A 24,623-nucleotide genomic window follows, 5' to 3' on the forward strand; every position below is an offset into this window, starting at 1 on the left:
CAGGGGCTCCGTCTTGTGATTGTCGCCGGGATGCCATCCCGGCCCCGATCACAAGAGGAACCCGATGCGCAACACCTTGCTGGCCACCACATGTCTGGCCGCCCTGCTTTCGACGACGGCCCAGGCCGAAACGACGATCACCACCGCGACCACCGCGCCGGTGCGGACGTCGACGATCAAATCGGGCGCGCCTGATGATATCAAGATCACGTCTGCGGGCTCGGTGAAGCCGACGGGCGGCACCGCGGTGACGATCGACAGCAATCACAAGGTCATCAACGAAGGCACGATCGAGATCAGTAACGTCAACGGCGCACGCGGCATTGTAGCCAATGCCGGGACGGTCGGTGCGATCACCAATGCCGCAACCGGCAAGATCATCCTCGACGAGCCCTATGCCCCGACCGACATCGACAACGACGGCGACATCGACGGCGCCTTTGCGCTGGGCAGCAACCGCGTCGGCATCGCGACGCTCGGTGCCTTCACCGGCAATATCGTCAACAGTGGGGCGATCACGATCGAGGGGAATGATTCGGCAGGGATCCGCTTGGGCGGGCCGCTGACCGGCAATTTCACCACCGACGGCACGATCTCCGTGCTCGGCGATCGCGCGCTCGGCGTCGGGTTGCAGGATGTGACCGGCAATGTCCGGCTGGCTGGCACCATCACCGCTACCGGCCTCGACGCGACGGCTGCGCGGCTGGCAGGCAACATCACGGGTGCGCTCGTCGTTCAGGGCAATCTCACGGCCACCGGCTATCGCTTCACAACGCCGCCGGCCGATCCCTCAAAGCTTGATGCCGACGATCTGTTGATCGGTGGTCCGGCGCTGTCGATTGAAGGCAATGTGACCGGCGGCATCGTCCTCGCGGTCCCGCCCAAGGACAACAGCACCACCGACAATGACGAGGACAAGGACGGTATCCCTGATGACAAGGAGGGCAGCGTCGCGGTGCGGTCGTTCGGATCGGCCGCCGCGGTACGGATCGGATCGGCAACCCAAAGCGTCACCATTGGCCCGGTCGCCGGTACGGGAACCGGGCTTGGCTTGATCATTGATGGGTCGGTGATCGGCAACGGACTTTATGCCGGCAAGGACGGCAACGGCATGCAGATCGGCGGCTTGGGCGGCGCCGTGACCATCGCGGGTGGCATCGGCATCGGCGCAACCGGCAGCGTCGCTGCGCTGTCGAGAGATGTTGCGGCGACGGCGATCCGGATCGGCAGCGGGGCGACGACCCCCGAATTGCGCAACGCGGGCAAGGTTGAGGCGACGACCGCGGGCAATGTCGCCGGTTCGATCGCGACTGGGGTACTGGTCGAGGCAGGCAGCGACGTGGCGCTGATCCGCAACAGCGGCACGATCGCGGCGAAAACCGGCGGCGACAATGGCACGGCCCGCGCGATTGTCGATCTTTCCGGCAATGTCGATGTCGTCGAGAATAGCGGTGCGATCAGCGCCACCGGCGCGCTGGCCAGCTCCGACCGCAACGTCGCGATCGATCTGGCAGCCCATGCGACCGGCGCAACGGTGAAACAGACCGCCGTGGCATCGGGCATCACCGCCCCGAGCATCGTTGGCGACGTGCGGTTCGGCGGCGGCAATGACGTGTTCGACATCGCCGACGGCTCGGTGAAAGGAAACAGCTTCTTTGGCGGCGGCAACAACCGTCTGGCGCTGTCGGGCGACGCCACTTATGCGGGCAACGCACGCTTTGGGGCGGGCAATGACAGCATGACGCTGGCCGGAACATCCAGATTCACCGGCGCTGCCGATTTCGGTGGCGGCAACGACACGCTGAGCATCGGCGGCACGTCCATCTTTTCGGGTTCCTTGGCCAATGCGCAGGGTCTTGCCGTGTCGGTCAGCGGGGGGACCTTTGACGTATCCGGCGCGGCGCAAATTGCCTCGCTGGCGGTCACCGACAAAGGGACGCTGGGCGTTCTGCTCGACACCGGCAGCACCGGTACGGCGTTGCAGGTGACCGGGAACGCCAGCTTCGGTGCCGAATCCAAACTGGCGTTGCGGCTGACCAGCATCGAACAGGCCGAGGGACGCCACATCGTCCTGACCGCGGGATCGCTGACCGGGGCAAGCAATCTCACCGCATCGCAGACGCTGCTGCCGTTCCTCTACAAAGGCACGCTGACGTCGAACGCGACCCAGTTGATCATCGATGTAGCGCGCAAAAGCACCAGCGATCTTGGGCTCAATCGATCCGAAGCGGGTGCGTTCAATGCGGTGATTGATGCCGTGGTGGCGGACCAGAAGGTCGAAGACGTCTTCCTTGGCATCACCGATGGCGATCAGTTCCGCGCCCAACTGGGCCAGATGTTGCCGGAACATGAAGGCGGCGTGTTCGAAACCGTTACCTCAGGCTCGCGTGCGCTGTCGCGCTACCTGCAGGATCCCAATGCGCCGTTCCAGGATGAAGGAAAATGGGGCTATTGGGTTAATCAGGCAGTGTGGGGGACGTCGAAAAGCATTGGCGATACGGCCAGCTATGACGTCAGCGGCTGGGGCATCGGCCTTGGCGCGGAAATCAAGAGCGATGTCGGCAATTTCGGCGGTTCCATCGCTTTCCTCAGCGGCAAGGACGGCAATGGCAGCAATGCCAATGAGGTTAGCACCAGCCAGTTCGAAGGCGCGTTGCATTGGCGCTTGCGATCCAAGGGCTTTATGGCCAACGCCCGCGTATCGGGTGCCCCGATCAGCCTGAAAGGCACCCGTATTTTCAGCGCGGAGGCCGGCGCCGACGATATCGAAAAGACGATGAAGGGCAAATGGGACGGCACTTTGTGGTCGGCTTCGGGCTCGCTCGCCTATGATGCGCACGCCGGCGGGATCACGATCCGCCCGATGGTTGCAGTCGATTATTTCAAGCTGACCGAAAAAGGCTATCAGGAAACCGGCGGCGGCGATGCGCTCGACCTGAAAGTGCTCGGCCGCGATAGCGACGAGTTGGCCGTGTCGGGCACCGTTGCCCTTGGCATGGATTTCGGCGGCCTCGACCAATATGACGGCTGGACGCGCTTTGAGATTGAGGGCGGGCGCCGCCAGATTGTCGGCGGCACGCTGGGTTCGACCACCGCGTCGTTCAAGGACGGCACGCCGTTCACCCTTACCCCTGATGATCGCACGAGCGGCTGGGTCGGCCGTCTCCGTGGCATTGCTGGCAATTCGGCCTTTCAGGTCGCTGGCGAAATGTCCGCGGAGGAACAGCAAAACCGCGTTGGTTGGGCGTTCCGTGCGAGTCTGCGGGTCGGCCTCTAGCCCCCCGGCCGGCCCCGCGTGCAAGGGGGAGGCACATCCCTACCCCCGCCTCCCCCTTGCTTAGACAGAAATGAACGAAGGTACCGATGCTTGCACTGCCCCTCCTCTCATATCCGCCGCCGCAGTTGCGCGGCGAGACATGGGCGCTATATGACGGCGACATCGGGGGAACCTATGGCGTGCGCCGGGGCGGCGCTGACCGGCGGAAAATGGCGTTCCAGAGCAAACAATCGATGACCAGTTCGCGTGACCGAACCGATGCCGCGCAAGGCATCGAAGGCGTATTGCTCGCCAACCGGGACCGGATCGTCCGGTTCTTGCACGTACGCGGCGCGGGCGATGCGGCCGAGGATCTGTTTCAGGATCTGTGGATGCGGCTGACCGATCGCCCGATGGGACCAGTCGCGGATCCGCTGCCCTATGTGATGCGCGCCGCGAACAATCTGATGCTCGACCGCTATCGCTCGGCGCGACAGAGCGCGCTGCGTGACAAGGCGTGGGGTGAGGCCGCGGCGGGACATCACCCCTCCGCCGAGACATCACTGATCTCGCGTCAACAGCTGGAACAGGTCGATGCAGCGATTGCCGCCACCGGCGAGCGGGCGGCGCGTATTTTCAAACGGTTCCGGATCGACGGGGTGGCGCAGCGCGATATAGCCCAGGAAATGGGGGTCAGCCTGAGCACAGTCGAAGCCGATTTGCGCAAAGTCTATGCCGTACTTGCTGCGCTACGGAGGCAGTTTGATGCATTCTGACATGAACAGCATCGAAGCGCGCGCCATCGACTGGCTGATCCGCCAGCGTGATCCGGCTTTTGACGATTGGGACGGCTTCGCCGACTGGCTCGCCGAGAATTCCGAGCATGTCGCGATCTATGATGCGGTGGCGAGTCTTGATCAGGATCTCGACGCGCTGACCCAGGTCGCCAAGCCCGTGCCCCTGGCCATGCCGACCACCCCGCGCCGTCCGTCGCGTCGTGCCTGGGTCGGCGGAGCGATCGCAGCCGCGTTGGTCGCGGTGATCGGCCTATCAACGCTGAACCCGTTTGGTAATGCCAACCGGATCGAGACTGCGGCGGGGGAACATCGCACGATCGAGCTCGCCGACGGATCGCGGATCGAAATCAACGGGGGCTCGGTAGTCGAAATTGACAAGGATCGCCCGCGCTTTGCCCGGCTGGAAGCGGGCGAAGCGATGTTCCATGTCGTCCATCGCGACGACGACCCCTTTATCGTCGAAACGGGCAACGACCGGATCGTCGACCTTGGTACCGCATTCAACGTCGTACGGCGCGAACGGCAGACATTGGTCGCGGTGTCGGAAGGCATTGTCCTCTACAATCCCGACCGCGACAAGGTCCGCCTCGTCGCAGGCAAGGCGATCGAGGCCCGCGACAACGATAGCCAACCCCCGGCAGTACAGGACGTCGATATCGCCAGCATTGGTGGGTGGCGAACCGGTTTGCTGGTTTACAATGACGCGCCGCTTGCCGTTGTTGCCGAGGATCTGAAACGCACCGCCGGAATCGAGGTCCGCATTTCGCCCGGCGCGGCCGACCTGTCGTTCCGCGGCGCGCTGATTATCGACAAGAACCGCAATCGCACGATCGCCGATCTTGCCGCCCTTTCGGGAACGAAGGCCGAGCGGCAGGGCGACGGCTGGATCCTGATCCGCTGAGCATCTCATCGCGCCTTTCCCTTGTCGCCGCTGCGACGCTGCTGAGCCTGCCCGTGCAGGCTTTGGCGGCCGAGGAGCGCGCGTTCGACGTGCCAAAAGGGAGTCTGTCAACCGCCCTACCCGTGATCAGTCGTCAGGCCGGGGTCAGCATCAGCGTCGTCGATGCCAAGTTGTGGCAGGCACGGGTCAAACCCGTTCGCGGTCGGATGCGCGTCGAGGACGCCATCCGGCGTCTGCTCAAGGGTTCGGACGCCCGCGCCGTCCGCGTCAGCGCCACCAGTTGGCGGATCGAGCGCCGCCCCGCTGCCCCGCGGATCGCACAACGCCCTGCCCCGCAACCGGCGCCGCAGCACCGCGCGCGCGAACCGGCGCACGACATGGTCGCTGGCGTGCAGGACGAAATCATCGTTACTGCTTCGAAAACCGACCTCCCCTATTCGCATTTTGCCGGCGTCGTCACCCAGCTGAGTGGCGGCGATTTGGCGTTTGGCGGCGAACGCGGGATGGAATCGATCCTGTCGCGGACCGCAACCGTTTCGTCGACCCATTTGGGATCGGGGCGCAACAAGCTGTTCATCCGCGGCATCGCCGATTCCAGCTTCACCGGTCCCACACAATCGACGGTCGGCCAGTATCTGGGCGATATCCGTCTGAGTTATAACGCGCCCGATCCCGACCTGCGGCTCTACGACGTCGACAATGTAGAAATCCTCGAAGGTCCGCAGGGGACACTCTATGGTGCCGGATCGCTCGGCGGCATCATTCGGGTTGTCCCCAAAGCCCCTGATCCGCGTGCGATGACGATACAGGCGATCGCGGGCGTTTCGCTGACCCAGCATGGCGACCCCGGCGGCGACATCGCTGCGATTGCCAATCTGCCGGTCGGGGACAAGGGTCATGCGCTGCGGCTGGTCGGCTACATGCTGACCGACGGCGGCTATATCGATAACCCGCTGCGCGGTCAGAACGACGTCAATCGTGTTCATGTCCGTGGTGGTCGCGGGACTTTTCGCTTTGAAGCAGGCAATGATTGGACGATCGATCTGGGCGGCGTTTACCAATCGATCAAGTCCAACGATGCACAATATGCCGACAAGGCCGCCGACCCGTTGACCCGCAATTCGATGGTCGAACAAAATGCGTCGGCGCGTTATGGTCTCGGCACGGTCGTCGTTATGAAGGATTGGGGCGACCTGCATTTCCAGTCGTCCAACGCCTTCATCGACCACCGCCTGTTCGAACGCTTCGACGCCAGCCTGCCCGATGCACCGCCCGGCACCGTCATCACGACGGGCGCGGTGGATGTCGAACGCCTGTTCGCGCCGGTTCAGGTGACGCCGCTCAGCACCGTGCCGCGGGTGCTCGACCAGCGCAACGCCACGCGCATGTTCGTCAGCGAGAACCGACTGTCGCGCCCGTATCACGACGGTCTCGGCTGGGTCGTCGGCGCGAGCGTCATCGACAATCGCGCCCGGCAGGACCGCGAATATGGCTATGGCACCCTCCGTGCCGTGTTGCCCGGCGTGACCAACAAGATCACTGAGGTCACTGGCTATGCCGAGGCGACGGTCGAAGTCATGCCTGACCTCGTCGCCTCGGGCGGCGTGCGTTTGTCGCACGCGCGGCTCGGCGGCATGGCGGAAGGCGTGAGCGTCGCCCTCGCGCTGGCGGGACGGGCAACGACCGCGTCGCGCAATGAAACCGACCTGTTACCGTCTTTTTCGCTGCTCGCGACACCGCTGCACAATGTCCGCGTTTATGCGCGCTATCAGGAGGGTTTCCGTCCCGGCGGTTTGGCGGTCGATGGCAATTTTGTCCGGCGATTCCTGAACGATCAGGTTCGGACATGGGAGGCCGGGGTGCGATTCGGCGACAAAGGGCAAAGCCTGTTCGACGCCAGTCTTGCCATATCGCACAGCCGCTGGCGCAACATTCAGGCGGATTTCATCGACAGCACCGGCTTTCCGACCACCGCCAATATCGGTGACGGGCGCATCACCAGCATCTCCGCCGCGTTAGCGATGCGGCCGACCGAGACGCTGACGTTCGAACTGGGCGCGGTCCATAATCACAGCCGGGTCGATGATCTGGCGCTGGAGATCCTGCCGGTCTTCGCCGCGGCGCCGGGCCGCCTCGGCCGCATCCCCAATGTCGCGAGCCATGCAGTGCGTGGATCGGTCAACTATGCATTGGTCATCGGTGATGAGGATTTCCGCGTAAACGGCTGGGCCAATTATATCGGGCCATCGCGGCTCGGCATTGGTCCGGTGCTGGGCGAGAGTCAGGGCGACTATATCGACACCGGGCTGGCAATGCGCATCGGCAACGACCGCCGCGGGTTGTCGCTGACGCTGACCAACCTGTTTGACTCGCGCGGCAACCGCTTTTCGCTCGGAACTCCGTTCGTGGAGGGTAACGAAGGCTTCATGACGCCGCTTCGGCCTAGGACGCTGCGGATCGCGGTGGATGTAGCGTATTAATTTGATCCTCCCTGTGGCGCAGTCATGGGGAGGTGGCAGCGCGAAGCGTTGACGGAGGGGCTTTGACGCGGCCGTTGCGGCCCCTCCACCCCTCGCTTCGCGAGCGGTCCCCCTCCCCATCGCTGCGCGACAGGGAGGATTATCAATCCGCCAGAACCAAACGTTCGTACCGGTCCATGTGATAATCATGGCTCCCGAACTGGCTCTCGATCATCGTGGCGCGCTTGAAATAATGGCCGATTGCCAGCTCCTGCGTAATGCCGATGCCGCCGTGGGTCTGGATCGCATTCTGGCCGACGAAGTTGGCGCCGCGCGCGACCTTCGCCTTGGCGGCGGAGACCGCGGCCATGCGCTCGTTCGCTGGCAAATCGAGCTTGAGCACGCCCATGATCGTCATCGAACGCGCCTGTTCGACCTCCATGAACATATCGACCATCCGGTGCTGGAGCACCTGGAATTTGGCGATCGGCACCCCGAACTGCTTGCGCTGTTGGGTATATTCCAGCGTGCCTTCGTGCAGCTTCTGCATCACGCCGGTCGCCTCGGCGCACACCGCGACGGTCGCTTCATCGACGATCTGTTCGACCAGCGGCAGGCCGGTGCCTTCGCCGCCGAGCAGCGCGTCGCCAGGGATCGCGACATTTTCGAAATAGATTTCCGACGCGCGGCTGCCATCGACGGTCGGATAGTCGCGGCGGACGATGCCGGGCAGATTGGCTTCGATCAGGAACAGCGATACCCCCTCCCGGTCGCGCGTGCCGCCACCGGTGCGCGCCGTGACAAGCAAATGGGTTGCCCAGGGCGCGGCATAAACGACACCCTTGTGGCCGTTCAGCACATAGCCCGCGCCGTCTTTCTTGGCGGTGGTGCGCAAATTGGCGAGGTCGTAGCGCCCCTGCGGTTCGGCATAGGCAAAGGCGACGATAACGTTGCCGGCAATAATTTCGGGGATGATTGCATCGGCCTGTGCGCCGCCCACGGCCTTCAGCGCCCCGCCGGCGATGACGACGGTCGGGAGATAAGGTTCGATCCCGATGACCTTGCCCAGTTCCTCCATCACAATCGCGTTTTCGAGCGCGCCACCGCCCAGCCCGCCGTGGACTTCGGCAAAAGGTGCCCCAAGCATACCCAGTTCCTGCGCCAGCGCCGTCCAGATCGCCGGATCGCGGCCGCTGTCCGAATTGATGAACTTCTGGCGCGTGTCGAAATCATAGGTGTCGCTGAGGAAGCGCGCGAGCGTGTCGCGGATCATGTCCTGCGTTTCGGTGTAGGTGAAATCCATTTTTACATCCCCGTCGCCCCCGCGAAGGCGGGGGCCGCTATAGGTTTATACTGCGGCGCCGAGTCAGGCCGATTGCGGCCCCCGCCTATGCGGGGGCGGCGCGTGCATCAGAGACCCAGAACCATCTTCGCGATGATGTTGCGCTGAATCTCGTTCGACCCGCCATAGATCGTCGTCTTGCGCATGTTGAAATAGGTCGGCGCGGCGCGGTGGGCGTAGTCGGGGCCGATCGGATGCTCGTTGTCGCCCTCGCCGAAACCGCGGAAATAGGGCGCACCATAATGTCCGACCGCTTCCAGGCTGAGTTCGGTCAGCCGCTGCTGGATCTCCGATCCCTTGATCTTGAGCAGGCTCGATTCCGGGCCAGGTCCGCGTCCGGCATTCGGGCCGGCCAGGCTGCGCAGCTCGGTGAATTCCAGCGCCGCCAGATCGACTTCCAGCTCGGCCACCTTGCGCTTGAAAAACGCATTGGCGAGCAGCGGCTTGTTGCCGTCGACTTCGGTGCGGGCAATCGCCTTGACCTTCTCGATCCCGCGCTTCGACGCCGCGACCCCAGCGATCCCGGTGCGTTCGTGGGCGAGCAGGAACTTGGCGCAGGTCCAGCCCTTGTTTTCTTCGTACACGCGGTTGGCGACGGGGACGCGGACATCCTCCAGCCACACTTCATTGACCTCATGCTCCCCGCCCAAGGTGATGATCGGGCGCACGGTGATGCCGGGCGACTTCATGTCGATGAGGAGGAAGGAAATGCCTTCCTGCTGCTTCGCATCCTTGTCGGTACGGACGAGGAAAAAGCCCCAGTCCGCGTGCTGCGCCAGCGTCGTCCAGGTTTTCTGTCCATTGACGATATAATCATCGCCGTCGCGCACGGCGGTGGTGCGGAGCGAAGCGAGGTCGCTGCCCGAACCAGGTTCCGAATAGCCTTGGCACCACCAATCCTCACCCGACAGGATGCGCGGCAGGAAATGGGCCTTCTGTTCGGGCGTGCCAAAGGTGTAGATCACCGGGCCGACCATCGCGAGGCCGAAGGGCATCAGCCGAATGCAATCGGCGCGCGCGGTTTCTTCGGACCAGATAAAGCGCTGTGTCGGGGTCCAGCCGGTGCCGCCATATTCGACCGGCCATGCGGGCGCGATCCAACCCTTTTTGTGCAGGATCTTGTGCCAGACGAGGAAGTCCTCCTTGGACATTTCCTCGCCCTCATCCTGCTTTTCACGCAGATCGGCGGGGTAATTTTCGGCGATGAAGTCGCGCACTTCCTGCTGGAAGGCGAGATCTTCGGGGCTGAATTCCATGTCCATCACGAATCTCCCGTTGGGTAATGGCGCGCTTATACTGCGCGCTCACCTTTACGTAAACGGCAAGTTGCGACTTGCAACTTTCCTTGGCCCAATGATTGCGCGTAACATCGCCGCTTGTCCAGCGCGTGCATTCGTCACGGGCGGACAAAGTTGGGGGATGGGATATGACAAAAGGCACGCGTACAGCGCTCTGGGTGGCAACGATCCTTGGCATCGCGCTTCTGTCGGCGTGGTTGTTTCAGCGACCGATCGGCCTTTGGCTCTTCGAGCGCGCGGTCGAACGCGCGGCGGCGCGCGACACGCTCAAGGATCTGCCAGACGGATTGCACGTCGGTCTCTGCGGCACCGGCTCCCCCCTCCCCAGCCGCGAACGCGCGGCGTCCTGCACCGTCGTGATCGCGGGCAAGGCGATGTTTGTTGTTGATGCCGGAGAGGGCGCGGCGCGCAATATCGCGCAGATGGGTTTGCCCAATGGCCGCATCAAGGCGATGTTCCTGACCCATTTTCATTCGGACCATATCGACGGGATGGGGCCAATGATGCTGCTGCGCTGGACCGCCAGCGGCAACAGAAGTCCCCTGCCCGTTTATGGCCCGCCGGGTGTCGAGCAGGTTATTGCCGGGTTCAACGCCGCCTATGCACTCGATAACGGCTATCGCACCGCGCACCATGGCGAGGCGATCACACCCCCCGCAGCTGCCGGTGCCACAGCGATCGCCTTTGCGCTCCCGGCGGCACCGACGGTCATCTACGACGCGGCCGGCCTTCGCGTCACCGCTTTTGCCGTCGATCACCGCCCGGTGCAGCCGTCGGTGGGTTATCGTTTCGACTATAAGGGACGCAGCCTCGTCGTCAGTGGCGACACGGCGCCATCGAAGTCGCTGGAAGTAGCTTCCAAAGGCGCCGACCTTCTGATTCACGAGGCATTGAACCCCGCGATGGTCAAGACGCTCGCAGCCAAGCTCGACAAGGCGGGCCGCAAGCAGACTGCACAGATCATGCGCGACATCCTCGATTATCATGCCAGCCCGACGCAGGCGGCCGACAGCGCGCGCGTCGCAGGGGTTCAGATGCTGGTGCTCAGCCATGTCGTGCCGTCGATGCCGTCGTCCTACTTCAATGGAGCCTTCCTCGGCGGCGCCGAAAGTCACTTCGACGGGCCGATCATCGTCGGCGAGGACGGCCAATCCTTCTCGCTGCCCGCTGGCAGCAAGACAATCGAACGCGGCAGCTGGTTCTAGGCGGCGCGCCGGGTGACCAGAACAACCGCACCATCGCTGGCATAAGGTCCGCGGACTTCGGCGATCGTCAGATCGACGTCGATGGCGTCGCCGTCGCGCGTCACCATCTGGGACGCAATGCACACGGGCTGACCCGAACGGAACAGCGCCTCCAGTCCCTCAGAAAAAGCCGGACGATCGCTGACCGCCAACAACGCCGAAAAACGCACCCGCCGGATCGCGGCGGCATCGACCCCGAGCATAACGAGTAGCGTGTCGTTCGCCGCCTCGACTGCTCCGCGCACGGATATACGGGCGTGACCGATACGGCCCTGCGCCTCGATCGCCCTGGCCAACGCCTGGCGCGCGTCGTTCGCGGCAAAGTCGGCCAGCGCGTCGCTGACATCGCGCAGGATGATCGCCCCGCCGACCGGCACAGGAACCAGGTCAACACGCAGCCATTGGCGCGGCCGCAAGATGTCCGGCAGGTCGCCGGAAAAGCGCTCGCGATGATCGATCAGGCGGATCATATGCTGCGCCAGCAAGCTCCCCTTGATCCGCGGCACGGCGGTCATTAACGGCTCTCCGATCAGGGCAGCGCACGCGCTTTCCAGCATGTCGGACGCGGCGGGATTGACCGTCACAATTCGCCACTGCCGGTCGATCAGAATCACCGCGTCGCGGATCGATTCGACGACCCCCGCAAGCGAAGACTGTGGGCAATCGGGCGTCCGAACGGCGTCGGGTCCATCACGGTCCAGACGACGATAATCGTCGAGCGAGATGAGTACATGCGCGTCTTTGCCGTGATGCGTCACCACGACCGGCTTGCGCGCCGATTGCAGGCGCCAATTGGCAAAGCCGCGGATGAAATCTGCCGCCGAGACGCGCTGTGGTTCCTGGGTTGCTCGCACCATGGCCTCCCCGATTGTCGGATCACTGTTGATCCTTTTGGGGTGGATCGCGCGAAGATGGCCAAAAACTTTGTCCGCCGCGACGCCGATATGGCGCAATCATACCAGCTTGGCTTTCCCGCAACGCAGCGCGTTGACCCGCGCATCGGCCTGCCCGACGTGCACGCCAAGCAACCCGGTCAGATCAGCCAGCACCGTGTCGAGCACCGGCGCTGCGAGCGCCACGGTGTCACCGACAACCGTTCGCAGCGCATTGAGGTTCAGGCCTAGCCCCAGCACGTTCACGCGTAAGTCCATACGATCCGAAAGCGACTTTGCGGCACCCGCGACCAACCCGGAGCTCGACACGGTCTTGACCCGTCCGTCGTCTATGTCGCTGCGCGAAAAGGGGACCTGTTTTTCGTTCAGGTCCGACAGCACCAGTTCGGCTTCAGCATCGACGCTGGCGAGCGGAAGCTTAATCACGCGAGCCGATCGGGGATCGAGCGGGCGCTGCATGTTCTGAAAATCGGCAGCGTCCACGGTACCGATCGCCAGCATCGCCGGCGAAGTAACGACGGCAAGCGAGACCGCGGCGCTGCTGTTGGGGCCGCAATCGATGTCGGCAATTCGCGCCGATGCCGATCCCAGTTCGGCCAAGACCGGGATATGGACACTCGCCAGCGGTGTCTGGACCTTGGTGTCGAGTTTCAGCCGCACCTGTGCGGTGCGCACGATCACGTCGTTGGTGTCCGTCACCGCGATCAATGGCGAATGCGCGGGTGGCTCCCCGATCAACAGCGCGATGTCGATTCCCGATCCTCCCGGCAAGTTGCTCGCCACGGCCAGGTCGACCTGACGATTGGCGCTGCCGAGCAGCAGCATTGCGCGCAGCAGGCTGAGCGCGTTGACCTTGACCGGATTGGCGGGATCGACGCGGATGCTTGACGAGCGCGGCCCCAGATCGATCGCGCGCGAAGGAAACAGGCCGCGCGGCAGGGCGCGATCGGCGATATGTTCCAGCGCGCTCGCGGCTTGCCCCTCCGACGAACGCGCCAGCGCCGAAATCACCTGCGGCATCGTCACCTGACTGTCGAGCGTCTGGCCAAAGGTCAGCACTTCGGCGTCGATTTCGGTTCGCAGCGCGTCAGAAAACGCCAGCAGATCGATGTCTGTGCTGGCCAGCGCGTTATAGTCCATCACCGAGAGATTGATGTGGCTGCCCGTCAATCCCGACAGAAGCGCATTGGGCAGGCCGCCATTAACCGCCGCAACCCGCGAACCGAGCGAAAAGGCGGCATAGCCACGCCGCGCTCCGGTCGCGGTGGCTTGGATGATGCTTTCGCTGCTGCCCGTCAAAAAGCGCCCGAAATAGAGGGGACGGTCGCGGGTCAGGACGATCCGCACCGCATTGGCCGAAGCGCCGCCCGCGGCAAATCGCTGTTCGGCCGCAATCGCGGCGTCGGGGGTGTAGGTACCCGTCGTCAGCGCCGCAATGCGGATGCCGCAATCGCAGTTCGCCGCGATGATCCGCTGCGCCGCTGCCTGCTCTTCGCCCGGTCGGCCCGCCGCCGCCATCGCCGCGGCATCGGCGATCCCCTGCAGTTTGCGGCGGTCGAGATAGAGCGAGCCGACATCGACCGCGAGCGCCGCGGCGCCGATCAGCATCGTCATGGCGAACGCCGTCGCAATGCTGATCCCCGCCCGGTGATCTTTGGCAATGGCGCGAAGGATTTCCAGCAGCGCCATGATCAGTCCACCGGCAATTCAAAGGTCGCGCGCGAACGAATGACATAGGTGGGCGACGGGATCAGCGACGAGCGCAGAAAACTCTCCTCCGGGGCGGTATAGGTCACCACGACGGTGATTGCCTCGCTCGTTTCGGACACCGCCACGCTGTGCGCTCCGCTCACCGCTTGCAGGCTGCGCCCGACCGCTCGCGTGGCAACTGCCCGGCGGTCGGCCGCGTCGAGCCCGACGATGGCGGCGCGGGCGCCATCGTTCGCCGCCTGCTGGACGCTGTGCGCCAGCATGAAATACTGACCGTAAACAAGCACCCCCATCAACAGCGCGAGGAGCAGCGGCAGCACCAGCGCCATTTCGACAATAGCGGCACCGCGCTCTTCATCGACCAAAGGGCGTGCGGGTTTGCGGGCATTCCGCGGCAAGCGAAGGGAAGCTGTCATGCCGCGCAGCATGTGGTCGCCGGAGTAAAAACGGCGTCGAAAGAGCCCGACGCCGTTTTTGCGCAATTTGCTAATTTTTCCGGCGTCGCGCGAAACCGATATGCCAACGATTCCGGGCAACCCGACGCTTTGCTTACAAAATGCTAATCGCGCCCAAAGCTGGCGCTGCGCAGAATATGTCTATTCAGCCGCCTCCAGCTTGTCCTGCGTTCGCAGGTCAAAGTCCGACGCATCATGCCGTTCGCGCAGCTGACTCGCCGGGTCGCCGGTCACCCGGTTGACCATCCGCCCGCGCTTCACCGAGGGACGGGTCGCAAGCTGATCAGTCCAGCGCTGGACGTTTTTATAGTCCTGCACCTGCAGGAACTCGCCCGCATCATACACCAAACCCTTGGCGAGCGCGCCGTACCACGGCCAGATCGCCATGTCGGCGATCGTGTAGTCGGCGCCCGCGATATATTCGCTTTCCGCCAGCCGCCGATCGAGGACATCCATCTGGCGCTTCACCTCCATCGCATATCGATTGATCGGATATTCCTGCTTGGTCGGCGCATAGGCATAGAAGTGGCCGAAGCCGCCGCCGAGGAAGGGGGCGCTGCCCATCTGCCACATCAGCCACGACAGCGTCTCCGCGCGCTTTGCCGTCTCGGTCGGCAGGAAGGCGCCGAATTTTTCGGCAAGGTGGATCAGGATCGCGCCCGATTCGAACACCCGGATCGGCTCGGCATCGCTGCGATCGACGAGGACCGGAATCTTGCTGTTCGGATTGGCCGCGACATAGCCGCTGGAGAATTGATCGCCCTCACCGATATTGATCAGCCACGCGTCATATTCGGCGCCGCTATGTCCTGCCGCGAGCAGTTCCTCCAGCATCACCGTGACCTTCACGCCATTGGGCGTGCCGAGCGAATAGAGCTGGAGCGGATGCTGGCCGACCGGCAGATCCTTGTCGTGCGTCGGTCCGGCAATCGGGCGATTGATATTGGCAAAGCGTCCGCCGCTGTCCTTGTCCCAGGTCCAGACCTTTGGCGGCACATATTCGGCTTGATCGCTCATCTCGACACTCCTGGCTTGTTTGGGGGGCAGGTGAATTTCGTACTGATCGGTATTTAAGATGTCAGGGCGCCACCGTCCACCCCATGCGGCTCAAATAATCCTTGCCGCGCGCAAAGCCGAAATCTCTTCGGCGTCATAGCCAAGTTCGGCCAGGATTGCGTCGCTATGCTCGCCAAGCTGCGGTGCTCGTTCGGACGCGACCTTGGCGATCTCGGACAATCGGATCGGAGCCCGGATGACGGGCGCCTCGGTCGTAGTTCCCGGATAGATGGCGGGCTCGACCAGCCCCATCGCGGCCACCTGCGGCTGCGCCAGCGCCTCGTCCGCGCGCAGCACGGGCGCGGCGGGAACGCGCGCCGCGCCCAATTCGGTAATCGCATCGGCGCTGCTGCGTTCGCTGCACCAGTTCTGCATGATGACGCTCAGCGCCGTACCGTTGTCGCCGCGCAAAATGTCGCTGGCATAGAGCGGGTCATCGACCAGTTCGGGTCGCCCGACCAGATTGGCCCAGCGTGCAAAGATGCCGCCGCCGACGATCTGGGTCACGATCCACCCGTCGCGGGTGCGGAAGATGTCGGTGGGTGCCGAGCTGTAACTGCGATTGCCAATCGGTTGGCGCTCTATGCCGTTAAGCGCGTGATCGATCGTCAATGCGTTGGAAAAGGCGAGCGCGGTGCCGAGCAGTGATCCCGAAACACTTTGCCCCCTCCCCGTTATCTCGCGCTCGCGCAGCGCCAGCATTACGCCGAAGGCGGTGTGCAGCGCGGTACCGAAATCGACATAATTGACCTGCGCGCGATACGGCTGATCGGGCGTCCCTGTCAGATGCACCGCGCCCGACATCGCCTGTCCGACCGCATCGAAGCCGACGTTTTGCGCCAGCGGTCCCTCGCTGCCAAACGCCGAAGCGGTGGCCAGGATGATGCGCGGATTGATTGCCGACAGGCTGGCATAATCCAGCCCCAATTTGGTCAGCGTATCGTGCGGCAGATTGGCGACGACGACATCGGCCGTTTCGACCAGCCGCCGCACAATCTCGCGGCCTTCGGGGCTGCCCGGTTTCAATGTCAGGCAACGCTTGCCCCGGTTCATCTGCATGAACATCGCGCCCGATCCATCGTCGGCGACCGGTACCGTATAGCGATCGTCATTGCCGCCCGGCGCTTCGATGCGGATGACGTCGGCGCCATAATCGCCGAGTAGTGCGGCGCAATAGGGTCCGGCGATATAGCGCCCGAAATCGAGGACTCGTATTCCCTTCAGCGGCACGCCTTGCTCTCCCCGACCTGGTCTTTCGACCGCGCTAGCAGTCGCTCGTCGACGCTGCCAGTTCTTCGTCGAAACCTGTCGCTTGCATGTTCGTTACAGGGTCATATGGTCGGCAGATAATTTCAAACGGGGATAACATCATGGCGCGCTTCGCTCTCGCCCTTGCGGCGACTTTGGCTTGTTCGACTTCGGTTTTTGCACAGCAGGCAGCGCCTGCGCCCGCCGCCGATGCGAAGGCCGATAAATGGGACGTCAATGCGCCGCCGGGGATGGCGACGCGCAAGGTGCCGATTGCGGTCGATGAAGGCAGCTGGATGAACATCGACGTCGCGCCCGACGGCCGCACCATCGCGTTCGATCTGCTCGGTGATATTTATACAATGCCAATCGAAGGCGGCACCCCGACCCGGATCGCCGAAGGGCTGGCGTTCGAGCATCAGCCGCGCTTTTCGCCCGACGGCAATCGTGTCGCCTTTGTTTCGGACGCAGGCGGCGGCGACAATATCTGGCTGATGAACCGTGACGGCAGCGGCAAGGTGCAACTGAGCAAGGAAGATTTCCGCCTGCTCAACCAGCCGAGCTGGAGCCCCGACGGCCAGTTCATCGTCGCCAAGAAACATTTCACCACCGGCCGCTCGCTCGGCACCGGCGAGGTGTGGATGTATCATGTGTCAGGCGGCGCGGGTGTGCCGCTGGTCAAGAAACCCAATGATCGTCATCAGAAAGAACTCGGCGAGCCGATCTTTGCTGCCGACGGCAAGAGCGTGTTCTACACGCGCAACGTCACCCCCGGCCCCATCTTTGAATATGCGCAGGACAGCAACACCGATCTGTTCCACATTGAACGCTATAATCTGCAGGAGGCAAAGGTCAGCACGGCGGCGTCGGGCGCGGGCGGCGCAGTTCGCCCCACCCCCTCACCCGACGGCAAATATCTGGCGTTCGTGCGCCGCGAGGCGACGCAGTCGAAACTGTATGTCAAAGACCTCGCGTCGGGCACCGAGCGCAAGGTGTATGACGCGCTCGACCAGGATGTGCAGGAAACCTGGGCGGTCACCGGCGTCTATCCCAACATGGCGTGGACCCCGGACAGTCGCGACATTCTGTTCTGGGCGGGCGGCAAGCTGCGCCGCGTGAGCGGTCAGGGCGGCGAGGCGCGCGTCATTCCGTTCAGCATCAACGACGACCGCGTGATCATCGACGCCACTCATCCCGTGGTCGAGGTCGCCCCCGACAGCTTCACGACGCAAATGCCGCGCTGGGCCGAAGTGTCGCCCGACGGGCGCAGTGTCGTCTTTGAAACGCTCGGCAAGCTTTATGTGCAGCCCGCCAGCGGCGGCACCGCGCGTCGGCTGACTGCCGCGAAGGACGATGCGATGGAGGCGTGGCCGAGCTGGTCGCGCGATGGCAAGTCGCTGGTCTTTGTACGCTGGACCGACACCGGCATGGGGGAAATTCACACCATCGGTGCGGGCGGCGGAGTGTCGCGCAAGGTGACGAGCGTCCCCAGCCTCTATGCCGAACCGCGCTTCTCACCCGACGGCAAGACGATCGTTTTCGAACGGCGTCGCGGCGGTGGGCTCACGTCGGCGCGCTGGAGCGAAGATCCCGGCGTCTATCGCATCGCTGCAACCGGCGGTACCGCAGAGCGGGTGAGCGCCGACGGTGCCAAGCCGCAATTTGGCGCGACCAGCGACCGCATCTTCATGGTCACTGCGGGCGACGGCAAGAGCCAGCTGGTCAGCACCGATTTGAGCGGCCAGGACAAGCGCACCCACGCCAATGGCGAACTGGTCAGCGATTATGAGATTTCACCCGACGGGCGCACGTTGGCGTTCCGCCAGAATTACGACGCCTATGTGACGCCGCTGATGCCCGGCGGGCAGGATATCGCGCTTGGCACCAAAAGCGGCGCACTGCCGGTCACGCGCGTCAGCGGCAGCGGGGCTGAATATATTCACTGGTCGGACGGCGGTCGCCGCCTCCACTGGAGCCGCGGCGCGACGCTCTTTAGCGCCGATCTCGCCAGGCTGTTCACCAACGCGCCCGCCGACGACAAGGCGCCCAAATTCTCGCCCCCGACCGATGGCGTCTCGCTCGCGATGACGCAGGCGGCGGCCAAGCGGCGCGGCACCGTCGTCATCACCGGGGCGCGGATCGTCACCATGGCGGGCGCCGACGGCGGTATCATTGACGATGGCGCGATCGTCATCGAAGGCGACCGCATCACCGCGGTCGGGCCGCTGGCGTCGATCACTATCCCGGCGGGCGCCGTTACCGTCGATGCGGTCGGCAAAACGATCGTCCCCGGCTTCGTCGACGCCCATGCACACGGACCCCACGGCGACGACGAATTGATCCCCCAGCAAAACTGGTCCGAAATCGCTAACCTCGCCATGGGGACCACGACCAGCCACAACCCGTCATCGCGCGCGTCCGAAATCTTCGTCTCGTCCGAAATGCAGCGCGCCGGACTGATCCTGGCGCCGCGCATCTTTTCGACCGGCGAGATCATCTATGGCGCGAAGGCAGCAGGCGTTTATGCCGAGATCAACAGCTATGACGACGCGCTCGCCCATATCCGCCGCCTGAAAGCGCAGGGCGCGCACAGCGTCAAAAACTATAACCAGCCACGCCGCGATCAGCGCCAGATGGTCGTCAAGGCGGCCCAAGCCGAGAACTTGCTCGTCGTGCCCGAGGGCGGCTCGCTCTACACGATGGACGTGTCGCTGATCCAGGACGGCAATTCGACCGTCGAGCACAACATCCCGCTCCACACCTTCTACAAGGACCTGGTCCAGCTGTGGGGGCAGACGCAGGTCGATTACACCCCGACGCTGGTCGTCACCTATGGCGGCCCGGCGGGTGATCCTTATTGGCGTGCCCACACCAATGTGTGGGAGCATCCGATCCTGACCAAACATATCCCGCCTGCGCAGCTGGCGGCCAACAACAAGCGTCGCACGATCGCGCCCGAGGGCGATTATGTCGACGATGATTCGGCGCGCGAGGCGGGCAAGATTGCCGCGGCCGGTCGGATGGTGTCGATCGGCGCCCACGGCCAGCAATCGGGCCTCGGCGCACATTGGGAAATCTGGTCGTTCGTGCGCGGCGGTTGGAGCAATATCGACGCGCTGCGTGCCGCAACGATCATGCCTGCGACCTCGTTGGGCTATGGCAAAGACGTCGGCTCGCTCGAAGCGGGCAAACTCGCCGACCTGCTGATCCTCGACGCCGATCCGACGCAGGACATCCGCAACACCGAACGCATCCATCGCGTCATGCTTGGTGGGCGGCTCTACGATCCGCTGACGATGAACGAGGTGACGACAGGCAACCGCAAGCGCGCTGCCTATTGGTGGGAAGCGGAAAAGCCATAACCCATTGTCTGTCACCCTGGCGTAGGCCGGGGTCTCGCCGTTGCGTCATGAAGCGACGTAGAGATCCCGGCAGACGCCGGGATGACGCAATTCTGAGAAGGTTTGTGACGAGAGGGTTGCAACTCGTACGGACCGCCGCTAGGGGCGTCTCCTCTCAGCGAGGAGAGTTGGCTGAGTGGTCGAAAGCGTCGCACTCGAAATGCGAAGTGCCGGCAACGGTACCGAGGGTTCGAATCCCTCACTCTCCTCCATTTTACCCCTGATCTGACCACCACTCGACCATCACGAGGGCAACCGCCCCGGCCCTACCGCCTGGACGGCTGATCCTCCTTAAATGCTGATGCCGGGCAGCGACGGTGCTGTTAGCGAGGCGACGATCGCGCCGACGATCAGGAACAGCACGATCGCGACGATGATCACGACCACGGTGTAGCCTAGCGCCTTGTCCTGCGGCACTTTCATGAGGATCGGCAGTCCCAGAAAGAGCAGATAGAGGCTGTAAAGGCCAAGCAGCCCCAGAATGGCGAGCGCCGGGATCAGGCCGAATATGCCGGCAAGCCAACCGGCCGTCGCCGAATAGGCGGCGACTTTCAGCGCCTGAATCTGGTTCTTTTGGCCCCCGAAATTCGGCGCCAGCCCATCAATCACCAGCGAAAGCGCAAAGACCGTCGCCAGCGCCAACCCATAGGAGAGTATCGCCGATACCAGCGCGGTGCCGATCGGCGGGTGGAAATTGATGCCAAAGGCGCCGTAACCAAAAACTTGGCCACCGATGAACTGCGCGATTGGCCCGATCGCGGCCAGCACCAGCACGTAGGGCATATAGATCGATTGGGTCGTCGCGGGTTCAGCGTCGATTGCGACCCACGTTTCTTTGGGTTTGAGGATGATATTCTTAGCCCGCTCGATAATGCCCGATGCGGGGCTAGGCGGAGGCGTCGGGTTGCTCGTTGGTAAGTCGCTCATGCTATGCCTTTCCCTGTTGCAATCAACACGGCCCGCAATCCAGCCTGGTACACCGGCGGCCGAGCAGGCAAGGTAGCTCGGCGTGCGTCATCGTCTGTAACGCCTATCACAGCCGGGATTCGACCCACCGGCGGGCAGCCGAGTGTAACAGGGTTGAAACAACAGGGAATAGCCATAGATTAGGATCATGATGTCCGAATCCCCCTCCGCGCGGCGCGCGAGCGTCACCGCACCGCTGATCGGCGCCGCCACTTTTGCGCCAGGCGACATCGTGCGCCATCGCATGTTCGATTTTCGCGGCGTGGTGTTCGACATCGACCCGGTCTTTGCCAACAGCGACGAATGGTATGAAGCGATACCGGAGGAAATCCGTCCGGCGAAAGAACAGCCCTACTACCATCTGCTCGCCGAAAACGGCGGTTCATCCTACATCGCCTATGTCAGCCAGCAGAATCTGGTGCCCGATGCCGAAGGCGGGCCGATCGACCATCCGCAGATTGAAGCGATGTTCGAAGGGCTCAACGACGGCCGCTACCGCGTCCGCGCCATCCATCGCCACTGAGTTCGGTCAGGCTTTCAGTTTCCAGCCCGATGCCAGCAGGCGATAGGTCAGCAATCCCAGCACGATATTGACCCCGACCAGCACCAGGATCGCGGTCAACACCGGGTTGGCGATCGTCGAATCGACCGTGCCGATGAAGCCGTAGCGAAAGCCCATGATCGCATAATAGACAGGGTTCCCGTGCGCGACGGTCTGGAACCACGGCGCCAGACGATCGACCGAATAAAATGTCCCGGAAAGCAGCGCGAGCGGGGTGACAACAAAGTTGGTCACCGCGGCGGCATGGTCGAATTTCTCTGCCCAGACTGATGTGATCAAGCCAAGGAAACCGAGCATCGACGCGCCAAGCACGCCGAATACCGCAACCGCCCACAGATGCTCCGGCATCACGCTGACCCCGGGCCACAGCGACATCGCCAGCCATAGCGCCAGCCCGACAAGGATCGCGCGGGTGATTGCAGCGCCAACCAGCGCGATGATCAGTTCACCGACCGCGAGCGGCGGCATCAGATAATCGACGATCGTCCCCTGAATCTTCCCGACGAGGAGCGAGAAGCTCGAATTGGCGAAGCTGTTCTGCAGCATCGCCATCATGATCAGCCCTGGCGCAATGAAATCGGCGAAGGGAACGCCAATGACTTCGCGCCCCGCGCCGCCCAGCGCGACGGTGAAAATGACAAGGAACAAGAGCGTGGTGATGGCCGGCGCCCAGATTGTTTGCAACTGGACCTTGAAAAACCGCTTTACCTCCTTGACATATAGGGCCTGCATCCCGGGCACATTGAGCGTCCGGATGTGCGGCACCCCCGGTTCGGCAAAGGGCGGGGTTGCCGCGAATTTAGCCGAGTCGGGTCGCGAAATTTGGGGCTGGTCGTTCATGGCGTTCTCGCCTATCGCCTCCCCGATCTTACCGCAAGCTGGGCAGTGGCGCCGGTCCGCAAGGATCGTATCGATAACCGCGACATAGCCCGCGGCGTGGAATGATAAGGAATTGATATGTCATGGACCGATGAGCGCATCGAAAGTCTGCGCACGATGTGGGAAAAGGGGCTGACCGCCAGCCAGATCGCCGAAGAACTCGGCGGCGTCAGTCGCAATGCGGTGATCGGCAAGGCGCACCGCCTGGACCTGAAATCGCGCCCCTCACCTGTCAAGGCGACCGACAAGGTCAAGCCGGCCAAGGCGGCGGCTCCTGCGGCGCCCAAGCCGGTAGCACCAGCTGCGCCGCCGCGCGCCGCCGCGACTGTCGCTCCGCGTCCGATCAACACCGCGCCGCCGAAATCCGAAGCGCGCCCGACGGTCGATACACCGACCGCCGATGGTTCGGTCGGTGAACAAATCCCCAAGGCCGACCAGCCGCGCATCGTGTCGATCGGCCCCGGCGGCTTTATCCGCCAGGGTCCGGGCGATCAGCAGGCGCCGATCCCACCCGCGCCGCCGCGCCGCCTTGTCCCCGCCAAACCGAGCCCGGAAATCGCCGACAAGACGACTTTGCTCGACCTCAACGACCGCATCTGCCGCTGGCCGATGGGCCACCCAGGTGAGCCCGACTTCCATTTCTGCGGTCAGGCGGTGAACCCCGGCTTCCCCTATTGCGTCGAACATTGCGGTCGCGCTTATCAGGCGCAGCTGCCGCGCGGCACGCGCCGCCCGCCACCGCCGCCGCCGTTTGGAGGTCCCCGAGTTCGTTAGGCCGCGTTCGGTGAAGCCGTTCGCGCAAGAGTTCGAATTCGCGCGCGCGCTCGGCCTGCAAATGGTCGAGCGCGGCGACGGTCGCTGCACGATGGCGATCGATGTCAATCCGCAGCAGCATTTTAGCCCGCAAGGCGCCGCCCATGGCGGCGTCGCTTATTCGCTTGCCGACACCGCCATGGGCGGCGCTTTGACTAGCTTGCTCGATCCAGAGCAATGGTGCGCGACGCTGGAAATCAAGTTCAACTATCATGTGCGCGTCGGCGAAGGCCGCCTGACTTGCAAGGCCGAAGTGCTGCACCGCGGCAAGCGCGTGGCGAACATTGAAGCGAAACTTTATCAGGACGACCGCCTCGTCAGCAGCGCCAACGGCAATTTCGCCATCTTCGCGGCGCCAACAGCGAAATAACCGAAAGGCGCCGGACCTTTCGATCCGACGCCTTTCAATTGCTGCATCTATATTGGCTTAGAAGCGGAAGCTCAGCGTCCCGCGCACGCTGTGGGTGCGGAAATGGTCGCTGCTGCGCTTCATATCAGTCCCGCCGCCATTGAGCAGGAACGGGTTGGTCGCGGGTGCGGTACCCGGGCCGACGTTGACGACAAAATCGTCATCCTTGATGTCTGTGTAGAGATACTCGAGGCCAAGGGCGATATTGTTCGTCACCATGACTTCAGCGCCGCCACCAGCGGTGTAGCCCCAACCATGGGTCTTGCCATTATCGGCAAAGCTATTGGCACCGTTGCTGGTCGAGAAACGGTTGTCGAGGCGCGCGTAGGCGCCGCCGCCGGTCACATAGAACAGCGCGCCGCCACCGGGCGTGTAACCCGCGCGGAGGCGAGCATTGGCCTGATAATCCGCTTCACGGCTGAACGTGTAGCTCGCAGGCGTTGTCGAGAAAGCCGAGACGCTGTCCCGCGCTTCGCTACGACCGCCTTCGATCACCGCGCCGAGAACGAAATTGCCCATGCGCTTGTCGAAACCCAGACGCGCAAAATACTCGGGACCGTCCTTGTCATTGCGGCAGTCGATATTCGCGCTGCTGGTCGCGGCGCCATTACAGAAGCCGGTCGAAAACGCGTTCAGACCGCCGACGGTGGTGACCTGGTCGCCATAGGTGCCGTCGCGGTTGGTATCGAACAGCACGGTTTCGCCGCGATCATTGCCCTGCAACGTGCCGCCGCCGCCAATGCTGATGTAAGGACCATCAAAGTCCTGCGACGGGTCGCGGTCCTGTGCGAAAGCCGGGACGGCAACGGTGCTGGCCGCCAGAATGGCGAGGAGAGAGAGAGTTTTCATTTTATACTCCGCTTTTTGAATGACTTTTTAGTCTCCGGCCAAACCCCCTCCCCGTTGCCAAAGTTCCATGGTGACAGATAAACGG

General features: G+C 63.4%; 19 protein-coding genes and 1 tRNA gene. 10 read left to right on the plus strand and 10 right to left on the minus strand.

The window, feature by feature from the left end; genetic code table 11:
* The first annotated feature begins 64 nt into the window (after positions 1 to 64).
* The 4 genes from B4F07_RS14320 (at position 65) to B4F07_RS14335 (ending at position 7,434) form a co-directional block, all read left to right on the plus strand.
* Positions 65 to 3,277: an autotransporter outer membrane beta-barrel domain-containing protein gene (locus B4F07_RS14320; protein ID WP_293696930.1), complete on the plus strand. Its 3,213-nt coding sequence runs from the start codon at positions 65 to 67 to the stop codon at positions 3,275 to 3,277.
* An 86-nt stretch (positions 3,278 to 3,363) separates the two neighbouring features.
* Complete coding sequence (locus tag B4F07_RS14325; protein WP_349681332.1) at positions 3,364 to 4,032, plus strand: RNA polymerase sigma factor; 669 nt, start codon at positions 3,364 to 3,366, stop codon at positions 4,030 to 4,032.
* On the plus strand, positions 4,022 to 4,954 hold the full coding sequence (locus B4F07_RS14330; RefSeq protein WP_293704865.1) for a FecR family protein: 933 nt from the start codon (positions 4,022 to 4,024) through the stop codon (positions 4,952 to 4,954). The genes B4F07_RS14325 and B4F07_RS14330 overlap by 11 nt, the downstream gene beginning before the upstream one ends.
* A 122-nt stretch (positions 4,955 to 5,076) precedes the next feature.
* Positions 5,077 to 7,434, plus strand: a complete 2,358-nt coding sequence (locus B4F07_RS14335) for a TonB-dependent receptor (RefSeq protein WP_349681333.1) — start codon at positions 5,077 to 5,079, stop codon at positions 7,432 to 7,434.
* A gap of 142 nt (positions 7,435 to 7,576) precedes the next feature.
* Here the strand turns inward: B4F07_RS14335 and B4F07_RS14340 are convergent, their stop codons facing one another.
* Both B4F07_RS14340 and B4F07_RS14345 read right to left on the minus strand, forming a co-directional pair.
* Positions 7,577 to 8,716, minus strand: a complete 1,140-nt coding sequence (locus tag B4F07_RS14340) for an acyl-CoA dehydrogenase family protein (RefSeq protein ID WP_293700436.1) — start codon at positions 8,714 to 8,716, stop codon at positions 7,577 to 7,579.
* Between the two features lie 107 nt (positions 8,717 to 8,823).
* Positions 8,824 to 10,017, minus strand: coding sequence for an acyl-CoA dehydrogenase family protein (locus tag B4F07_RS14345; RefSeq protein WP_293700438.1), 1,194 nt, complete (start codon positions 10,015 to 10,017; stop codon positions 8,824 to 8,826).
* 164 nt (positions 10,018 to 10,181) lie between these two features.
* On the opposite strand from B4F07_RS14345, the gene B4F07_RS14350 reads away from it, so the two are divergent.
* Positions 10,182 to 11,258 carry an MBL fold metallo-hydrolase gene (locus B4F07_RS14350; RefSeq protein ID WP_293700440.1) on the plus strand — a complete coding sequence of 359 codons (1,077 nt, stop codon included), beginning with the start codon at positions 10,182 to 10,184 and terminating at the stop codon, positions 11,256 to 11,258.
* Here the strand turns inward: B4F07_RS14350 and B4F07_RS14355 are convergent.
* The 5 genes from B4F07_RS14355 to B4F07_RS14375 all read right to left on the minus strand — a co-directional run bounded on the left by B4F07_RS14355 (position 11,255) and on the right by B4F07_RS14375 (position 16,641).
* Positions 11,255 to 12,154: a PAS domain-containing protein gene (locus B4F07_RS14355; RefSeq protein WP_293700442.1), complete on the minus strand. Its 900-nt coding sequence runs from the start codon at positions 12,152 to 12,154 to the stop codon at positions 11,255 to 11,257. The genes B4F07_RS14350 and B4F07_RS14355 overlap by 4 nt on opposite strands.
* 96 nt (positions 12,155 to 12,250) lie before the next feature.
* Positions 12,251 to 13,879 carry a TadG family pilus assembly protein gene (locus B4F07_RS14360; protein ID WP_293700444.1) on the minus strand — a complete coding sequence of 543 codons (1,629 nt, stop codon included), beginning with the start codon at positions 13,877 to 13,879 and terminating at the stop codon, positions 12,251 to 12,253.
* Positions 13,880 to 13,881: 2 nt separating this feature from the next.
* Entirely contained in the window at positions 13,882 to 14,316 is a 435-nt protein-coding gene (locus tag B4F07_RS14365; protein ID WP_293700445.1) for a TadE/TadG family type IV pilus assembly protein, read from the minus strand.
* A gap of 180 nt (positions 14,317 to 14,496) precedes the next feature.
* Positions 14,497 to 15,372, minus strand: coding sequence for a glutathione-dependent disulfide-bond oxidoreductase (gene yghU, locus B4F07_RS14370; protein ID WP_293700447.1), 876 nt, complete (start codon positions 15,370 to 15,372; stop codon positions 14,497 to 14,499).
* 90 nt (positions 15,373 to 15,462) lie between these two features.
* Entirely contained in the window at positions 15,463 to 16,641 is a 1,179-nt protein-coding gene (locus B4F07_RS14375; protein WP_293700449.1) for a CaiB/BaiF CoA transferase family protein, read from the minus strand.
* 140 nt (positions 16,642 to 16,781) lie between these two features.
* Here B4F07_RS14375 and B4F07_RS14380 point away from each other — a divergent pair, with 140 nt between their 5' ends.
* A complete protein-coding gene (locus B4F07_RS14380) occupies positions 16,782 to 20,021 on the plus strand; it encodes an amidohydrolase family protein (RefSeq protein WP_293700451.1) in 3,240 nt (1,079 codons plus the stop codon).
* A gap of 161 nt (positions 20,022 to 20,182) precedes the next feature.
* Positions 20,183 to 20,272, plus strand: a tRNA-Ser gene (locus B4F07_RS14385).
* A gap of 79 nt (positions 20,273 to 20,351) precedes the next feature.
* Here B4F07_RS14385 and B4F07_RS14390 read toward each other — a convergent pair.
* Complete coding sequence (locus B4F07_RS14390) at positions 20,352 to 20,987, minus strand: Yip1 family protein (RefSeq protein ID WP_293700452.1); 636 nt, start codon at positions 20,985 to 20,987, stop codon at positions 20,352 to 20,354.
* 187 nt (positions 20,988 to 21,174) lie between these two features.
* Here B4F07_RS14390 and hspQ point away from each other — a divergent pair, with 187 nt between their 5' ends.
* Positions 21,175 to 21,549 carry a heat shock protein HspQ gene (hspQ, locus tag B4F07_RS14395; protein WP_293700454.1) on the plus strand — a complete coding sequence of 125 codons (375 nt, stop codon included), beginning with the start codon at positions 21,175 to 21,177 and terminating at the stop codon, positions 21,547 to 21,549.
* A 6-nt stretch (positions 21,550 to 21,555) separates the two neighbouring features.
* On the opposite strand, the gene B4F07_RS14400 is transcribed toward hspQ, so the two are convergent.
* Positions 21,556 to 22,428: an ABC transporter permease gene (locus B4F07_RS14400; protein WP_293700455.1), complete on the minus strand. Its 873-nt coding sequence runs from the start codon at positions 22,426 to 22,428 to the stop codon at positions 21,556 to 21,558.
* A 117-nt stretch (positions 22,429 to 22,545) separates the two neighbouring features.
* Between B4F07_RS14400 and B4F07_RS14405 the strand changes: the two genes are divergently transcribed.
* Both B4F07_RS14405 and B4F07_RS14410 read left to right on the plus strand, forming a co-directional pair.
* Positions 22,546 to 23,241 carry a GcrA family cell cycle regulator gene (locus B4F07_RS14405; RefSeq protein ID WP_293700456.1) on the plus strand — a complete coding sequence of 232 codons (696 nt, stop codon included), beginning with the start codon at positions 22,546 to 22,548 and terminating at the stop codon, positions 23,239 to 23,241.
* A gap of 10 nt (positions 23,242 to 23,251) precedes the next feature.
* A complete protein-coding gene (locus tag B4F07_RS14410) occupies positions 23,252 to 23,650 on the plus strand; it encodes a PaaI family thioesterase (protein ID WP_293700457.1) in 399 nt (132 codons plus the stop codon).
* 57 nt (positions 23,651 to 23,707) lie between these two features.
* On the opposite strand, the gene B4F07_RS14415 is transcribed toward B4F07_RS14410, so the two are convergent.
* Positions 23,708 to 24,538, minus strand: coding sequence for an outer membrane protein (locus B4F07_RS14415; protein WP_293700459.1), 831 nt, complete (start codon positions 24,536 to 24,538; stop codon positions 23,708 to 23,710).
* Positions 24,539 to 24,623: the final 85 nt, after the last annotated feature.

The organism is Sphingopyxis sp. UBA6723 (genome assembly GCF_002454115.1).
Taxonomy (GTDB): domain Bacteria; phylum Pseudomonadota; class Alphaproteobacteria; order Sphingomonadales; family Sphingomonadaceae; genus Sphingopyxis.

What these genes read in the sequence shown, in the direction of transcription:
- B4F07_RS14320 (WP_293696930.1), top strand. Translation starts at nt 65, where the DNA reads ATGCGCAACACCTTGCTGGCCACCACATGTCTGGCCGCCCTGCTTTCG.
- B4F07_RS14325 (WP_349681332.1), top strand. Translation starts at nt 3,364, where the DNA reads ATGCTTGCACTGCCCCTCCTCTCATATCCGCCGCCGCAGTTGCGCGGC.
- B4F07_RS14330 (WP_293704865.1), top strand. Translation starts at nt 4,022, where the DNA reads ATGCATTCTGACATGAACAGCATCGAAGCGCGCGCCATCGACTGGCTG.
- B4F07_RS14340 (WP_293700436.1), bottom strand. Translation starts at nt 8,716, where the DNA reads ATGGATTTCACCTACACCGAAACGCAGGACATGATCCGCGACACGCTC.
- B4F07_RS14345 (WP_293700438.1), bottom strand. Translation starts at nt 10,017, where the DNA reads ATGGACATGGAATTCAGCCCCGAAGATCTCGCCTTCCAGCAGGAAGTG.
- B4F07_RS14350 (WP_293700440.1), top strand. Translation starts at nt 10,182, where the DNA reads ATGACAAAAGGCACGCGTACAGCGCTCTGGGTGGCAACGATCCTTGGC.
- B4F07_RS14355 (WP_293700442.1), bottom strand. Translation starts at nt 12,154, where the DNA reads ATGGTGCGAGCAACCCAGGAACCACAGCGCGTCTCGGCGGCAGATTTC.
- B4F07_RS14360 (WP_293700444.1), bottom strand. Translation starts at nt 13,879, where the DNA reads ATGGCGCTGCTGGAAATCCTTCGCGCCATTGCCAAAGATCACCGGGCG.
- B4F07_RS14365 (WP_293700445.1), bottom strand. Translation starts at nt 14,316, where the DNA reads ATGACAGCTTCCCTTCGCTTGCCGCGGAATGCCCGCAAACCCGCACGC.
- yghU (WP_293700447.1), bottom strand. Translation starts at nt 15,372, where the DNA reads ATGAGCGATCAAGCCGAATATGTGCCGCCAAAGGTCTGGACCTGGGAC.
- B4F07_RS14380 (WP_293700451.1), top strand. Translation starts at nt 16,782, where the DNA reads ATGGCGCGCTTCGCTCTCGCCCTTGCGGCGACTTTGGCTTGTTCGACT.
- B4F07_RS14390 (WP_293700452.1), bottom strand. Translation starts at nt 20,987, where the DNA reads ATGAGCGACTTACCAACGAGCAACCCGACGCCTCCGCCTAGCCCCGCA.
- hspQ (WP_293700454.1), top strand. Translation starts at nt 21,175, where the DNA reads ATGATGTCCGAATCCCCCTCCGCGCGGCGCGCGAGCGTCACCGCACCG.
- B4F07_RS14400 (WP_293700455.1), bottom strand. Translation starts at nt 22,428, where the DNA reads ATGAACGACCAGCCCCAAATTTCGCGACCCGACTCGGCTAAATTCGCG.
- B4F07_RS14405 (WP_293700456.1), top strand. Translation starts at nt 22,546, where the DNA reads ATGTCATGGACCGATGAGCGCATCGAAAGTCTGCGCACGATGTGGGAA.
- B4F07_RS14415 (WP_293700459.1), bottom strand. Translation starts at nt 24,538, where the DNA reads ATGAAAACTCTCTCTCTCCTCGCCATTCTGGCGGCCAGCACCGTTGCC.